The 15,661-nt window shown below is 63.6% G+C and carries 13 protein-coding genes; 2 read left to right on the top strand and 11 right to left on the bottom strand.

Annotated elements, in window-relative coordinates:
• The first annotated feature begins 37 nt into the window (after positions 1 to 37).
• On the top strand, positions 38 to 1,057 hold the full coding sequence (locus tag RT582_RS08715; RefSeq protein WP_313477165.1) for a LacI family DNA-binding transcriptional regulator: 1,020 nt from the start codon (positions 38 to 40) through the stop codon (positions 1,055 to 1,057).
• Between the two features lie 24 nt (positions 1,058 to 1,081).
• Here RT582_RS08715 and RT582_RS08710 read toward each other — a convergent pair whose 3' ends face one another.
• On the bottom strand, positions 1,082 to 1,993 hold the full coding sequence (locus RT582_RS08710; RefSeq protein ID WP_011913327.1) for a LysR family transcriptional regulator: 912 nt from the start codon (positions 1,991 to 1,993) through the stop codon (positions 1,082 to 1,084).
• Positions 1,994 to 2,139: 146 nt separating this feature from the next.
• Between RT582_RS08710 and RT582_RS08705 the strand changes: the two genes are divergently transcribed.
• Positions 2,140 to 3,366: an acyl-CoA dehydrogenase gene (locus RT582_RS08705; protein ID WP_003285077.1), complete on the top strand. Its 1,227-nt coding sequence runs from the start codon at positions 2,140 to 2,142 to the stop codon at positions 3,364 to 3,366.
• Positions 3,367 to 3,462: 96 nt separating this feature from the next.
• Here RT582_RS08705 and xylB read toward each other — a convergent pair whose 3' ends face one another.
• The 10 genes from xylB to xthA all read right to left on the bottom strand — a co-directional run bounded on the left by xylB (position 3,463) and on the right by xthA (position 15,489).
• Entirely contained in the window at positions 3,463 to 4,986 is a 1,524-nt protein-coding gene (xylB, locus tag RT582_RS08700; RefSeq protein ID WP_313477164.1) for a xylulokinase, read from the bottom strand.
• An 11-nt stretch (positions 4,987 to 4,997) separates the two neighbouring features.
• A complete protein-coding gene (locus tag RT582_RS08695; RefSeq protein ID WP_313477163.1) occupies positions 4,998 to 6,476 on the bottom strand; it encodes a mannitol dehydrogenase family protein in 1,479 nt (492 codons plus the stop codon).
• Positions 6,477 to 6,582: 106 nt separating this feature from the next.
• The gene (locus tag RT582_RS08690) at positions 6,583 to 7,686 is read right to left on the bottom strand and encodes an ABC transporter ATP-binding protein (protein ID WP_313477162.1); all 1,104 of its coding nucleotides are present in this window, start codon (positions 7,684 to 7,686) and stop codon (positions 6,583 to 6,585) included.
• 38 nt (positions 7,687 to 7,724) lie between these two features.
• Positions 7,725 to 8,558, bottom strand: a complete 834-nt coding sequence (locus RT582_RS08685; RefSeq protein WP_255849272.1) for a carbohydrate ABC transporter permease — start codon at positions 8,556 to 8,558, stop codon at positions 7,725 to 7,727.
• Positions 8,559 to 8,568: 10 nt separating this feature from the next.
• A complete protein-coding gene (locus tag RT582_RS08680; protein WP_125877598.1) occupies positions 8,569 to 9,513 on the bottom strand; it encodes a carbohydrate ABC transporter permease in 945 nt (314 codons plus the stop codon).
• A gap of 93 nt (positions 9,514 to 9,606) precedes the next feature.
• Positions 9,607 to 10,914 carry an ABC transporter substrate-binding protein gene (locus RT582_RS08675; RefSeq protein ID WP_125877597.1) on the bottom strand — a complete coding sequence of 436 codons (1,308 nt, stop codon included), beginning with the start codon at positions 10,912 to 10,914 and terminating at the stop codon, positions 9,607 to 9,609.
• Between the two features lie 298 nt (positions 10,915 to 11,212).
• Positions 11,213 to 12,118, bottom strand: a complete 906-nt coding sequence (locus RT582_RS08670) for an AraC family transcriptional regulator (RefSeq protein WP_125877596.1) — start codon at positions 12,116 to 12,118, stop codon at positions 11,213 to 11,215.
• 66 nt (positions 12,119 to 12,184) lie between these two features.
• Positions 12,185 to 13,117, bottom strand: a complete 933-nt coding sequence (locus tag RT582_RS08665) for a carbohydrate kinase family protein (protein WP_255849269.1) — start codon at positions 13,115 to 13,117, stop codon at positions 12,185 to 12,187.
• A 99-nt stretch (positions 13,118 to 13,216) separates the two neighbouring features.
• Positions 13,217 to 14,581: a substrate-binding domain-containing protein gene (locus tag RT582_RS08660; RefSeq protein ID WP_125877594.1), complete on the bottom strand. Its 1,365-nt coding sequence runs from the start codon at positions 14,579 to 14,581 to the stop codon at positions 13,217 to 13,219.
• A 95-nt stretch (positions 14,582 to 14,676) separates the two neighbouring features.
• Entirely contained in the window at positions 14,677 to 15,489 is an 813-nt protein-coding gene (gene xthA, locus RT582_RS08655) for an exodeoxyribonuclease III (protein ID WP_125877593.1), read from the bottom strand.
• Positions 15,490 to 15,661: the final 172 nt, after the last annotated feature.

Genomic DNA, 15,661 nt, shown 5'->3' with positions numbered 1-15,661 from the left:
CTGCTAGAATTCGCCGCATTCAACCAATGGATCACGCATGACCACACGCCGTCGCCGCTCCGCCGAGCGGGTCACCCTGTCCGATGTCGCACGCAGCGCTGGCTGCTCGCTGATGTCGGCGTCCCGCGCGCTGTCGCAACCGGAGCTGGTATCCGACGCTCTGCGCGAGCGTGTCGAGCAGGCGGTCAAGGCGCTTGGCTACGTGCCGCACCCGGCGGCGCGCAGTCTGGCCAGTTCGCGTTCCAATCTCGTGGCGGTGATCATTCCTTCGTTGTCCAACGCGGTGTTCGTCGACACCGTCGAGGCCATCCAGCGCGTGCTGATGCCCGCGGGCTACGAAATGATGATCGGCGTCAGCCACTATCGGCCCGAAGAGGACGAGCGTTTGCTACGCGCCTATCTGGCGCACCAACCGGCCGGGTTGCTGATCACCGGGTTCGAGCGCAGCGAAGCTGCCCGTGCGGTGCTGGCCAACTACACGGCTCCGATGGTCACCCTGATGGAGCTGAGCGAGCGGCCGGACGACTACTGCGTAGGCTTCTCGCAGCTGGAAGCCGGCGTGGCCATGACCCGTACTCTGCTCGAGCGCGGCTACCGTCACGTCGCCTTCGCCGCGGCGCAGCTGGACCCGCGGACCCTGCAGCGGGCCGAAGGCTATCGCCAGGCGATGCGCGAGGCCGGGCGCCATGAGCCGACCCTGGAACTGCTGACGCCGCAGCTGTCGTCCATCGGCCTTGGTGCCGAGTTGCTGGATCGGCTGCTGGCGCAGCATCCGCAGATCGACGCAGTGTTCTTCAACAACGACGACCTGGCCCTCGGGGCGCTGTTTCGCGCCCATCAGCTGGGGCTCGACGTGCCGGGGCGGCTGGCGATTGCCGGTTTCAACGACCTGCCGGCGGCGGCATGGATGCATCCGGCGCTGAGCACCGTGCGCACCCGCCGCGGCGAGATCGGCGAGCTGGCGGCGCAGATGCTGCTGAGCCTGATGCGAGGTCAGCAGCCTGCCGAGCGTTGTATCGATGTGGGTTTCGAAGTGGTGATGCGCGATAGCGCCTGAGGCGGGCTTTCACCCGCCAGCGCGTCAAAGATCCTGCTGCGCGGTGACCTGCTGGGCGATCTCGATCATCTGCTCGCGCATCCAGCGGTTGGCCGGGTCCTGATCGGTGCTTTCATGCCAATAGATGTGGGTTTCCAGCGGCATGATGTCCACCGGCAGATCGACCTGGTGCAGGTTGTGGCGCCGGGCGAAACGCTCGGGAACGGTCACCGCCATGTCGGTCTGGTCGATCACCTGGGTCGCCATCAGATAGTGCTGTGAGCGCAGGGCGATCTTGCGCTGCAGACCCATCTTGCCCAACGCCAGATCCACCAGACCGAGCCCGCTGCGGCGGCTGGAAATATGGATGTGCGACAGCGACAGGTACTGCTCCAGGGTCAGCTTGTCCTTGGCCAGCGGGTGGCCACGGCGCATGGCGCAGATGTAGCGATCTTCCAGCAGCTTGACGTGGCGCACCTGCGGGTCGGTATTGAGCGGTGCATCCATGGCGAAATCCAGGCGGCCGGCAGCCAGTTCCTTGGTCGTCTCGCGACGCTTGGCCAGCATGCTCTCGATCTTCACGTTCGGTGCCAGACGGCGCAGGCGCTGGAACAGCGGCGGCAGCATCACCGCCTCGGTGAGGTCGGTCATGCTGATGCGGAAGGTCTTGTTCGCCTGCGCCGGGCTGAAGGTCCGGCTTTCCTGCACCGACACCCGCAGCAGCTGCAGCGCATTGCGCACCGGGCCGATGATGTTCTGCGCCATTGGCGTCGGCACCATGCCCTGGGCGGTGCGCACGAACAGCGGGTCGTTGAAGGTTTCGCGCAGGCGGGCGAGGGCGTTGGAAACGGCGGGCTGGGTGATGCCGACGATCTGCCCGGCGCGTGTCAGGTTCGCTTCGGTGTAGATGGCATCGAAGACGATGAATAGATTCAGATCGACCTTGTTCAGGTTCATTGTTGTGCTCTCCGGCGTGTATCGGAATTCGCCGATCATATATCGGTGATGAATGTTTATACACGAGGAAAATAGCTTAGATAAATCACCAGGCCTCCTCTAGCATTCAAAACTACAAAACATTACCTGCCAGAAGGTTGTCGCCCATGAATTTCGCCTACTCCCCGAAGGTTCAAGAGCTGAGAGAGCGCGTGCAAGCGTTCATGGATGCTCACGTCTATCCCGCCGAAAAGGTGTTCTACCAGCAGGTCGCCGAAGGTGACCGCTGGCAGCCGACCGCTATCGTCGAGGAGCTCAAGGCCAAGGCCAAGGCAGAAGGGCTGTGGAACCTGTTTCTGCCGGAATCGGAACTGGGCGCCGGCCTGACCAACACCGAATACGCGCCGCTGGCGGAAATCATGGGTAGCTCGGGGCTTGGCCCGGAGGCGTTCAACTGCTCGGCGCCGGATACCGGCAACATGGAAGTGCTGGTGCGCTACGGCAGCGAGGCGCAGAAGCGCGAGTGGCTGGAACCGTTGCTGCGCGGCGAAATCCGTTCGGCCTTCGGCATGACCGAGCCGGGCGTGGCTTCGTCCGACGCCACCAACATGGAAGCCCGCGCGGTGCGCGAGGGCGACGAGTGGGTCATCAACGGTCGCAAGTGGTGGACCTCCGGTGCCTGCGACCCGCGCTGCAAGATCATGATCTTCATGGGCCTGACCAACCCGGACGCGCCGCGCCATGCCCAGCACTCGATGATCCTGGTGCCGATGGACACCCCCGGCGTCAAGGTGCTGCGCCCGCTGCCGGTGTTCGGCTACGACGATGCCCCGCATGGCCACGCTGAGGTGCTGCTGGAGAACGTGCGAGTGCCCTACGAGAACGTCATTCTCGGTGAAGGGCGCGGCTTCGAGATCGCCCAGGGCCGTCTTGGCCCAGGCCGCATCCACCACTGCATGCGCTCTATCGGCGTTGCTGAACGTGCACTGAAGCTGATGTGCGAACGCGCCGTCAGCCGCACCGCCTTCGGCAAGCCGCTGGCCCGGCTGGGTGCCAACTTCGATTACATCGCCGAGTGCCGCATCGAGATCAACATGGCGCGCCTGCTGACGCTGAACGCGGCGTACATGATGGATACCGTAGGCAACAAGATTGCCGCCAGCGAGATCGCCCAGATCAAGGTGGTCGCACCCAATGTTGCGTTGAAGGTCATCGATCGCGCCATCCAGATTCACGGCGGCGCCGGTGTTTCCGAGGACTTCCCGCTGGCGCACTGGTGGGCGATGCAGCGCACGCTGCGCCTGGCCGATGGCCCGGACGAGGTGCATCGGGTGGCCATCGCCCGTCACGAGCTGGGCAAGTATGTGCCGCGCGAGGCGCTGCGCAGCCGCTGAGGCGTCGTCCCAGGCGCGCAGGACCAAAGGCAAAGCCACACGCCGTGGCTTTGCCTTTTTTTATGAGCTATTTGCCTGCCAACCGAGCGCTGCGCCTCAGGAGGCGACCGGCGTCAGGTCCGGTGGCGTCTGCTGACCGTAGATGCTGGCCACCAGTTGTCGATAGCGCCGATAGGCCTGCTCGTAGGCCAGAACCGCGGCGGTGTCAGGCGCGACCGCCGTGGTCTCGTCAAGGCTGACACAGCGCTGGCACAGCTCGGCGAGGCTCGCCGCGGGATCGCGCTGTCTGGCATGACACCACGCGGCCTGTATCGCCCCGCCCAGAGCCGCAGCCTCACTATGGAACGTGCAGACCACAGGCGTCGCCATCATGTCGGCGACGATCTGCCGCCACAACGGATTCTTCGCTCCGCCACCGATCAGCTGGATTCTTTCGCTGCGAATGCCGCTTTCGCGTAGCAGATCCAGCCCATAGCGCAGGCCGAAGGTCACGCCTTCGAGCACGGCGCGGCAGAGGTTGGCGCGGCTCAGGTTGTCGGCGGTCAGGCCGTGCAGGCTGGCGCTGGCCTGGGGCAGGGCGGGGACGCGCTCGCCGTTGAGAAACGGCAGCATCGTGACGCCTTCGCAGCCGATCGGCGCCTGCGCCACCAGCGCGTTGAACGCATCGAGGTCCAGCTCCAGCAGTTCGCGTATCGCCGCGTTGGCGTTGGTCAGGTTCATGGTGCATATCAGCGGCAGCCAGCCCCCGCTGGACGAGCAGAACGTCGCAACTGATGGCTGTCGACTGATTCGAGGTTCCCCGGAGAACGCGTAGAGCGTGCCGGAGGTTCCCAGGCTCATGGTGATCGCGCCGGGGCGGATGTTGTCGGTGCCGATGGCGCCCATCATGTTGTCACCACCGCCGCTCGCCACGATGGCCTGGGAGTTCAGGCCCAGCCGGACGGCAAGTTCGGGGCGTAGCCGGCCGACCGGCTGATGGGGTTCGATCAGCTCCGGCAGCGCCGCCTCCAGACGGCCGCTGGGATCGACATACCGCAGGATGTCGAACGCCCACTGCCGGGTGCGCACATCGAGATAGCCGGTGCCGGAGGCGTCGCCGTATTCGCTTACGCAACGCCCGGTCAGCCAGTAATTGAGGTAGTCGTGGGGTAGCAGGATATGGGCGATGCGAGCGAACAGCGCGGGGTGCTGCTCCTTCATCCACAGCAGCTTGGATACCGTGTAGCCCGGTGCGATGACGATACCGAGGCGTTGCAGCGAACCCTGTTCACCGCCCAGCCAGTCGAGCAGGCGCTGATTCTCCGTAGCCGACTCCGTGTCGCACCAGAGCTTGGCCGGGCGCAACACGCGGCCCGCGGCATCGAGCGTAACCAAGCCATGCTGCTGCCCGGATACACCAATGCCCAGCACGGCATCGCCGTCGACTCCGGCCTCGGCGAGTGCCGCGGCGGTGGCGCTAGCGAAGGCGGCGGTCCACTGCTCGGTGTCCTGCTCGCGCCGGCCATTGGGTCCGCTGATCAAATCGTGGCCGGCCGAGCCCTGGCCGAGCACGCGCCCGTTGCTGGCGTCGAGCAACAGCGCCTTGGTGCCCTGGGTGCCGCAATCGATCCCGAGAAACATGCCGCACCCCGTCACTGCGTCAGCAACAGATCAAGGGTGCCGCTGACCCCCAACGTGCGCAGCCGCAGCAGGTTGCGCTCGAAGGCTTCGCGGAAGGCGAGCGAACGGGGAATCTGCGTGCCGAAGATCTCCTCGCGCCCGAGCAGACGTTCGGCGAGGCCGTCGTCCTCCGCAACAAGGGACTGGCAGAAATCCGCGCGCGGATCGGGGATGTGGTACGGCACGCCGTTTTCATCTGCGCCCCGCAGATACAGCGCCCAGGCGGCGACCACCAGGGCGGCGCGGTCCAGGGCGGCGTTATCGGCGATCAGGCGGTCGATGGTCGGCACGGTGAACTTGGGAAACTTCGACGAGCCATCGGAGCACACCCGTTCCAGCTGATCGGCGATGGCACGGTTGGAGAAGCGCTCGATCAGCGTCTGCTTGTAGCGAGCGAGATCGATGCCGGGCACGGGTGCCAGTTGTGGGGTGACGTCCTCGTCCATGTAGCGGCGGATGTACTCGACGAACAGCGGATCGGCCATGGTTTCGTGGACGAAGCGATAACCGCGCAGGAAGCCGAGGTAGGTCAGCGCGAGGTGGCTGCCGTTGAGCAGCTTGATCTTCATCTCCTCGTAGGGCGAAACGTCATCGGTGAACTGCACGCCGACCTTTTCCCAGGCCGGACGGCCGGCGACGAAGCGGTCTTCCAGCACCCATTGCACGAAGGGTTCGCAGACCACCGGCCAGGCGTCATCGAGGCCGTGCTGACGCTCCAGATCCTGGCGATGGGCCGCGCTGGTCATGGGCGTGATGCGGTCGACCATGGCGTTGGGGAAGCTGACGTTGCGCTCGATCCAGCCGGCCAGGTCGGCATCGACCAGGCCGGCGAAGGCCAGTGTGGCCTTGCGGGTCACGTCGCCGTTGTGGGGGAGGTTGTCGCAGGACATCACCGTGAATGCCGGTAGGCCCTGTCCGCGGCGTTTGGCCAACGCTGCGCACAGCAGGCCGAAGACGCTAATCGGGGTTCGAGGATTCTCTAGGTCGTGCTGGATATGCGGCAGCTTGGCGTTGAATTCGCCGGTGCTGTCATCCATGCAATAGCCACCCTCGGTGATGGTCAGCGAGACGATGCGAATCGCCGGATCGGCCAGGCGGGCAACCACCGCCTCGGAACCATCCTCGCCCACCAGCAGCATGTCGCGAATGCTGCCGATCACGCGGACCTCGGTATCGGGCCGGTCATCGAGCTCGACCAGGGTGTAGAGGTAGTCCTGCGCGGTCAGTGCATCGCGCATCGCGCGCTCCTCGGCGCGTGTGCCGATGCCGCAGATGCCCCACTCCAGCCCCTCGCCGGTGTTCATCAGCGCATCGGTGTAGGCTGCCTGATGGGCACGGTGAAAACCGCCCACGCCAATATGGGCGATGCCGGTGGTGACCTCGGCCAGGCGGTAGTCGGGGCGCGCGATAGGGCCCGGCAGCTGTGGCAGATTCGCTTCGTTCAACTTCATCTCGGGCCTCGCTGGGCTTGAATGTGGAAAAGCCGGGGGCGGGATCGCTGCCATTGCGGGCGCAGCGATCTGTCGGTAAGTCAGGGCTCGGGTGGCTATGGGTCGGTCAGGCCGCCTGTTGCAGCGACTGGCCGACTGCGACGCCATTGCTGTCGAAGAGGTGGCAATGGTTGGCTTCCAATGTCAGCGACAGCGACTCGCCATAGCGCGGGGTGAAGTCGCCGCGGATGCGCATGGTCAGCTGCTCGCCGTTGCCGGTGACCACGTGGCAGTAGGTGTCGCTGCCCAGCCGCTCGCTGACGTCGGCCTTCACGGTCAACTGGCAGTTGCCTTCGCTGCCACGGTTGAGGTGTTCCGGGCGGATGCCGAGGGTGACCGGATCGCCCGCCTTCAGCGTGGCGCCGCTCACCGGCAGGAATAGACGACAACCGGCGTCGAGCTCGACTTCGCAGCCGCTGGCTTCGACACGGCTTGCGCGGCCCTTGAGAAAGCCCATCTTCGGTGTGCCGAGAAAGCCTGCGACGAAGAGGTTGGCGGGATTGTGATAGAGCTCCATGGGTGAACCCACCTGCTCGATGCGTCCGCCGTTGAGTACCACCACTTTGTCCGCAAGGGTCATGGCTTCGACCTGATCGTGAGTCACGTAGATCATGGTTGCCTGCAGCTCCTGATGCAGGCGCGACAGCTCCAGGCGCATCTGCACGCGCAAGGCGGCATCGAGGTTGGACAGGGGCTCGTCGAACAGGAAGACCTTGGGGTTGCGCACAATGGCGCGGCCAATGGCGACACGCTGACGCTGGCCCCCGGAGAGCTGGCGTGGTTTGCGCTCGAGCAGTGGTTCCAGCTCCAGGGTGCGGGCGGCTGCCTCGATCTTGCGCGCTACTTCCTGTTTGTCCGCGCCGGCGAGATCCAGGGCGAAGGACATGTTCTTGCGTACCGTCATGTGCGGATACAGCGCGTAGGTCTGGAACACCATGGCCAGGTCGCGCTTGGCCGGGCTGACATCGGTGATGTCGCGTCCATCCAGTTCGATCCGGCCGCTGCTGACCTCCTCGAGGCCGGCGATCAGGCGCAGCAGGGTGGACTTACCGCAGCCGGATGGGCCGACGAAGACCACGAATTCGCGATCGCGAATGTCCAGATCGATGCCCTTGATGATGTCGTTGCCGTCGAAGCTTTTCTTCAGGTTGTGGACTTTCAGGTCTGCCATGTTCGGAATCCTCTATTGTTCTTCTCAGCTCAGCGGCGTTATTTCACGGCGCCGAACGACAGGCCGCGGACCAGCTGCTTCTGGCTGATCCAGCCGAATATCAGAATGGGGGCGCAGGCGAGGGTAGATACGGCCGAAAGCTTCGCCCAGAACAGCCCTTCAGGGCTGGAGTAGGACGCGATCAAGGCGGTCAGCGGGGCAGCATTGGAGGACGTCAGGTTCAGTGACCAGAATGCCTCGTTCCAGCACAGGATCAGCGACAGCAGCATGGTCGAGGCCAGCCCGCCCTTGCTGATTGGCAGCAGCACGCGAACCATTTCCTGCATCAAGGTTGCGCCGTCCATACGCGCCGCTTCGAGGATGTCGCGCGGGATGTCCTTGAAGTAGGTGTAGATCATCCACACCAGAATCGGCAGGTTGATCAGCGTGTAGATGATGATCAGCACTGCGCGGCTGTCCAGCATGCCGAACTGTTTGGCCAGCAGGTAGATCGGCACCAGTACGCCCACCGGCGGCAGCATCTTGGTCGAGAGCATCCACAACAGCGTGCCCTTGGTGCGCTTGGTCTCGTAGAAGGCCATCGAGTAGGCCGCAGGAATCGCAATCAGCATGCCTAGGGCTGTGGCACCGAAGGAGATGATCACCGAGTTCCAGGCGTACTTGAAGTAGCCGCTGCGGTCCTGGATCTGCAGGTAGTTTTCCAGCGTCGGCGTGAAGATGAACTGCGGCGGAGTAGCGAAAGCGTCGATCTCGGTCTTCAGGCTGGTCATCAGCATCCAGAAGATCGGGAAGAACAGCAGCAGCGCCACGGCCCAGGCGAACAGCCCGACTACCAGGGTATTGAGGCGGCGACTTTGTTTGAGCGTCAGCATCGGTCTGTCCTCAGTATTTTTCGGTGAGATTCTTGCCGAGCATCCGCACCAGGATGATCGCCGCGATATTGGCGATGACCACCGCGATCAACCCGCCGGCCGATGCCATCCCGACGTCGAACTGGAGCAGTGCCTGGGTATAGATCAGGTAAGCAAGGTTGGTTGAGGCATAGCCGGGACCGCCGCTGGTAGTGGTGAAGATTTCGGCGAATACCGAAAGCAGGAAGATGGTTTCGATCATCACCACCACGGCGATCGGGCGTGCCAGATGCGGCAGGGTCAGGTGCCAAAAGATCGCGATGGGCCCAGCGCCATCGAGGCGGGCGGCTTCCTTCTGTTCCTGGTCGAGGGACTGCATGGCGGTCATCAGGATCAGGATCGCAAAGGGCAACCATTGCCAGGACACGATGATCACGATCGAGGCGAGCGGGTGCTGGGCAAGCCAGTCGATCGGCTGGGCACCGAAGAATTTCCAGACCGCGGCGAGAATGCCGGATACGGGGTGATAGATCAGGTTCTTCCAGACCAGCGCGCTGACCGTCGGCATGATAAAGAACGGCGAGATCAGCATGACGCGGACGATCCCGCGCCCGGTGAAGTCCGCCGCCTCAAGCAGCGCGGAAATCAGTACGCCAAGTACGACGCTGATCAGCAACACGCTGCCCACCAGGATCAGCGTGTTGGTCATGCCAGGCATGAAGCCGGCGTCGGTCAGAAAGTAGTGAAAGTTCTCCAGCCCGACGAAATCATTGTCGCCGGGATAGAGCAGGTTGTAGCGGATCACCGAAAAGTAGACGGTCATCGACAGCGGAACCAGCATCCACAGCAGCAACAGTGCAACGGACGGGCTGACGAGGAACCAGCTGGGGCCGAAGCGGCGTGGCTTACGCTCGCTCGGCTCGCTTGCCGTTTCGGTGACAGGTGCCTTGGGCAAGGCTGCGGATGAGGTGGCCATGGGGGTGCTCCGGCTGTAAGAAGGCCTTAAGGGCTCGGGCGAGCCCTGTCCGGTGTTCACCTTCGGTTGAAGGGGTTACCTACTTTGGGATGCTCACTTGGGATAGCCGGCGCGCTTCATTTCCCGCGTGGTGGATTGCTGCACTGCAGTCAGCATCTGCTCGACCGGCATCTGCCCGGTAAGCGCCGCGGAGAACATCTTGCCGACCTGGGTACCGATGGCCTGGAACTCCGGAATGGTAACCAGCTGGATGCCGACATAAGGAACCGGCTTGGCCGATGGCGAGGCGGGATCAGCCTGCTTCAACGACTCGAGGGTGATCTTGGCGAACGGCGCTGCGGCCATGTACTCGTCGTTGTAGGTAGATTCGCGAGTACCTGGCGGCACGTTGGTGACGCCATCGGTTTCAGCAACCAGCTTGGCGTAGTCCTTGGAGGTCGCCCAGGCGGCGAACAGCTTGGCGGCGTCCTTTTGTTGCGAACTGGTCGGGATTGCCAACGCCCAGGAGTAAAGCCAGGCAGAGCCCTTGTCGGTGTCTTCCTGCGGGGCAAAGGTGAAGCCCACCTTGTCGGCGACCTTGCTTTGCGATGTATCAGTGACGAACGAGCCCGCTACCGTTGCATCGACCCACATGGCGCACTTGCCGCTGTTGAACAGGGCCAGGTTTTCGTTGAAGCCGTTGCTCGATGCCCCCGGCGGCCCGTATTTGCTCAACAGATCCACATAGAAATTGGCTGCCTTGGTCCACTCGGGGCCGTCGAATTCGGGTTGCCACTTCTCATCGAACCAGCGCGCGCCGAAGGAATTGGCGACCGTCGTGACCAGCGCCATGTTCTCGCCCCAGCCGGCCTTGCCGCGCAGGCACATACCGTATTGGTCTTCGCCGGGCTTGTGCAGCTTTTCAGCGAACCCGGCCATTTGCGTCCAGGTGGGATGTTCGGGCATGTCCAGACCGGCCTGCTCGAACAGATCGGTGCGGTAATAGGTCATGGAGCTTTCGGCATAGAACGGCAGGGCGAACAGCGTTCCATCTACCGACAGGCCTTCGCGGACTGAAGGAAATACGTCGTCCAGATCGTAGCCTTCTGGCAGATCTTTCATTGGCGCCAGCCAGCCCTTGTCGCCCCAGAGCGAGGCCTCATACATGCCAATGGTCAGCACGTCGAACTGGCCGCCCTGGGTGGCGATATCGGTGGTCAGGCGTTGGCGCAGCACGTTCTCTTCGAGCACCACCCAGTTGAGCTTGATATCGGGATTCTGCTGCTCGAAGGTCTTGGAGAGGCGCTGCATGCGGATCATGTCCGCGTTATTGACGGTGGCAACGGTGAGGGTTTCGGCGGCCTGGGCCAGCGCAATCGAGGCCATGCAGGCGGTACCGAGCAGCAAGTTGAATGCTTTCATTCGTGGACTCCTCTTCCAGATCAGGGCCTGGAAGCACTTATTGTTTTTGTTGTTACCCGCGTACTGCGCTACGAGCGTCTGGCAGGCATTACAACGCCGGCAGTGGCCGCGCGACAAAGCCGTGACTGCACTCGCTTCGATACTTTTTTGCACTCGCTTGACCGCGTTGGGCTGCCCGCAGCGGCACCGTCCAGACCTGTCGCAGGGGCTCAAGAGCGGGGCTTTGCCACGATCATAAAGACGCGAGTGGAGCAGCGGGCGAGGAACAGGGCGCTGGAGCCGGCCGGCCGGAAGCGTATCAGCTGGGCAGGTTCTGCTCGGTCAGGCGTTGTTCGACGAGGCGTCGATAGCACGATGGGGTCATGCCCTTGAGCTGCTGGAAGCGGCGATTGAAATTGGACAGGTTGTTGAAACCCGATTCGAAGCAGACATCCGTGACCGGCTTGTCCTGATCGAGCAGCAGTTCGCAGGATTTGCTGATGCGCAGGCTGTTGACGAACTCGACGTAGCAGCGCCCGGTGGCGCGCTTGAAGAAGCGCGAGAAGTAGGTGGGTTTCATGCCGAGATGGCTGGCGACTTCCTCCAGGGGCAGCTCGCGCATGTAGTGTTCGAAGATGTAATTGACCGCCATGTTGGTCCGGTCGGCCTGCTGCTCGTCGCTCAACTGTGCCGAGGTGGCGCCGGAGAGCAGCTGGTAGTCGTCGCACCTGGCAAGCAGCTCGAGCATGATCAGGAAATAGCCGAGGCGGGTGGCGCCGCGGCTGTCGGCGATCTGCTGCATCAGCTGGCGTGCCTGGGCGATGGTCTGCGGACAGCGAAACTCGATTCCGTAGCGCGAGCGCTCGAGCATCGGCGTGAAGGTCCGCAGCTCGGAGAAGACAGCGTGGCCCGCTTCGAGCATCTCGTCCGTGAAGTTGACCAGCATGTCGCGTTTGGCCACGACCTCGCCGTCCTCGACCTGGCTGATCCAGTTGTGCGGCAGGTGCGGGCCGGTGAGGAACAGGCTGTCCGGGCCGAAATTACCTACGTAGTCGCCGACGAACACCTTGCCGGAGCTGGCGACGATCAGATGCAGCTCGTACTCCTTGTGGTTGTGCCAGCGCACCAGCGGGCAGGGGAACCCGTGCTCGCGATAGATCAGCGAGTTGCCGTGGTGGTCGTCCATCAGCTCGTAGGACGGGTCGGTAATCTTTAACGCTCTCATGCAGGGTCCGTTGTCGTGAAAGGCCACGAAGGGTTATAGCTGCTGAGGGCGCAACGGCCAAACCGGTCAGACAATTTCGTATCGGTAGGGCAGGTCCGGACCACGCCGGGAACAGGTAATGGCGGCGGCGCTGCTGGCGAAGGCGAGCATGGCCTGCAGTTGCGCAGGTCCCATCTGTGCGAGCCCGTGCGGCGAGTCAAGCTGCTGTTCGGCCAGGTAGGCGAGCAACGCGGCCTGGAATGTGTCGCCGGCTCCCACGGTGTCACGCACCGTCACCGCATGCGCTGCCACGTGAAGCTGGCCGTGCTTGCGACTGAAGAGGTGTGCGTCGTCGGCACCGCGGGTGAGCACCACCAGCTCTGCGTGATGGTCCAGCCAGCGCTGGGCGATGCTCGCTGGCGCAACGCCCGGATAGAGCAGGGCCAGGTCCTCGTCGCTGACCTTGATCAGATGTGCGCGTTCGGCGAATGCCTCGACCCGCTCGCGCCAACGTTCGAGGCTGGGTTCGACGTTGAGGCGAATGTTCGGATCGAGTGAAATCAGGCGCTGGGCATGCTCTCGATGCAGCAACGCCAGCAGCGTATCGGCAATCGGCGGCGTCACCAGCGAATAGGAACCGAAATGGATGCCGCGAATGCCAGCAGGCAGCGGCTGCAGCTGTTCGGTATGCAACAGGCGATCGGCACAGCCTTCGCCGCGAAAGCTGTAGACCGGACTGCCATCGGCGCCGATGGCGACCATCGCCAGGGTGGTCGGCGCATCGAAGATGGCGAGATGCTCGGTGGCAACGCCTTCTTCCTGCAGCAGCGCTAGCAGGCGCTGACCGAAATGATCGCGGGATAGCCCACCGAGCAGCGCGGCCTGCGCGCCCAACCGGGCCAGCCCGACGGCAACGTTGAACGGCGAGCCACCTGCAACGGCTTCCAGATGCAGGCGACTGCGGCTGTCGGTCGAGGCCGCGAATACATCGAAAAGCGCTTCACCACAGACGAGGTACATGGACGATTCCTGCTGGCGGAAATCGCCCGAGCTTAAACCCGCCGCCTGCACCGGGACAGTACGCCCGCGGCTGGCGGCCGATACGATCTTGCACTCGTTTCAGTACACCCAGACTTCGACGCGGCGATTCTTGATGCGACCCGCTTCGCTGTTAGATGCCACTGGAAGTTGATCGCCCAAGCCATTGATTTCCTTTACAAGGATGCCGCCACGCGCCAGTTCGCGACGCACCGCCATGGCGCGCAGTTTGGACAGCAATGCAGTCCGCGCGGGATCGTTGCGGGCGTCGCCGAAGCCGACCAGCACCGCAGCGTTCATCTGCTTGTCGTGCCTGTTGAGATAGTCGATCAAACGCTGCACATCGCGTTGGGCCTTGTTGTCCAGTTGCGCGCTGCCTTCGGCGAAGCGGAAGTTGACGGTCAGTCGCTGTGCCTCCTTGGCCAGCTGCTGATAGGCCTCGGGCATCGTCGTCTGTAGCGGCAGTCTGATCGGCGCAATGGCCTGGGCCACGTACCCGGATTTCTCGACGATGGCCTGTCCTTCCGGGCTGTGCACAAAGCTCAGGAACTCGCGGGTCCATGCGGACTGCTTCTGGGGATCGGCGTAGAGGAACAGCCGGCGCGACAGCGGGTAGTCTTCGGTGGCGACCAGCGCCTGGCTCGGCGGCATGGGCTGGGAATCGCCGTCGGTGATTGCCAGCGCTTTCGACTTGCCGACGGAGGCGAGACCGACGAAGCCGATGGCGCCGCTACGGCGGCTGACCGCCTGGGACAGGGCGTCGTTGGATTCATAGCGCACGGCGCTGGTGGCCAATGCCTGCCCCTGACTGTTCAGCACCAGCTCCTTGAAGGTGTCGTAGGTGCCGGACTGGTCATCACGCGCGTGCAGCTCGACGGCAACGTCCGCGCCGCCCAGTTCCCGCCAGTTGGCGATCTGCCCAGCGAACAGGTGCGCCACCTGCTCCACGCTGAGGGACTGCACCGGGTTGTCGGGATGGATGATCACCGCCAAGCCATCGATGGCGATGACCTGTTCGCTCCCGGCGCTACGCATGTCGCCCAGGGCGGCGAGGCTCTGCGCTTCGCTCTGTTTGATCGGTCGCGAAGCAGCGGCGAGATCGGCAGTACCGTCTTTCAGCCCAGCGAATCCGGTACCGGTGCCATGCGCGGCGACCAGTGCCTGCACGGTCCGACCGCGCTCGTCGAGGGCAGTGATGCGCTGCTCGTTTTCCTTGCCGGCCGGGGCGATGCGGACCGACTGCAGGCCCTTGGCCTCGAACAGGCCGGCCACCAGCATCGGTGCCAGCTTGGCACCCACGGTATTGGAGCCGTGGACGCGCAGCAGGGCCGATCCGTCTGGCGGGGTGGGCGGGGCGGCGAGGCTGTTGCCGGAGGCGCTGCCCAGCGTGACCAGCAGCAGGGGCAGTGCCCGATTCCAGAACCGTCCAAACACACGTGACGTCATCTCGCGACCTCCTTGTAGAAGGCCGCGAGATTAAGACGGTTCGGTTACCAATAAATGACAGCGCGGGCGGCGCTGCCGGAATTGCGCAGCGGTCGTCAGCGCAGCTCGATCCACACCGGGCAGTGGTCGGAAGGCTTCTCCATCGCGCGGATGTCGTAGTCGACGCCGCAATCGATCACGCGCTGGTGCAGCGCTGCGGTGGTCAGGATGTAGTCAATGCGCAGGCCGCGGCGCGGGTCGTCCTCGAAACCGCGGCTGCGATAGTCGAACCAGCTGAAGCGATCGACGACTTCCGGGTTGAGGGTGCGGAAGCTGTCCTGCAGTCCCCAGCCCTTCAGGCGCTCGAGCCACTCGCGCTCCTCGGGGAGAAAGCTGCATTTGCCGGTGCGCAGCCAGCGCTTGGCGTTCACGTCGCCGATGCCGATGTCGCAGTCCTGCGGGGAGATATTGAAGTCGCCCATCAGCGCGAGCGATTCCTCAGGGCGGAACTGCTGTTCGAGCAACGCCTGCAGGTCGGCGTAGAACTTGGTCTTGGCGGGAAACTTCACCGGATGGGCGCGGCTTTCACCCTGGGGGAAGTAGCCGTTCATCACGGTAACAGGCTCGCCATTCGCGTCGGCGAACCGGCCCCAGATAAAGCGCTTCTGCGACTCCTCGCCATCGCTGGGAAAGCCCTTGTGGATCTCCAGTGGTGCCTGGCGCGAGAGCAGGGCGACGCCGTAGTGGCCTTTCTGCCCGTGGTAGTGGACGTGGTAGCCGAGTGCTTCGATCTCCGCCTGGGGAAACTGTTCGTCAGAAACCTTGGTTTCCTGAAGGCCGATGACGTCCGGCTGGTGCTTTTCGATGATCGCAGAAAGCTGGTGAGGTCTTGCGCGTAATCCATTGATATTGAAGGAAACGATTTTCATGGGATTCCGTGAAGGCTGGCAGAGGCTCAAGGGGGAAGGACACCCGGCGCGGCGCTGCCGATGCCGATCTGTCGTGGGCAAAGAATGCCGATTCTAGAGCCGCGGCGCCGTGCTTACCAAGTTTCGCGCTGAAACGGACAGCAACGGCATTGTCTTTGGAACAGCGTGAACG

The organism is Stutzerimonas kunmingensis (assembly GCF_032106285.1).
GTDB classification, from domain to species: domain Bacteria; phylum Pseudomonadota; class Gammaproteobacteria; order Pseudomonadales; family Pseudomonadaceae; genus Stutzerimonas; species Stutzerimonas kunmingensis_B.
This window is presented reverse-complemented; position numbering and strand designations above follow the sequence as displayed.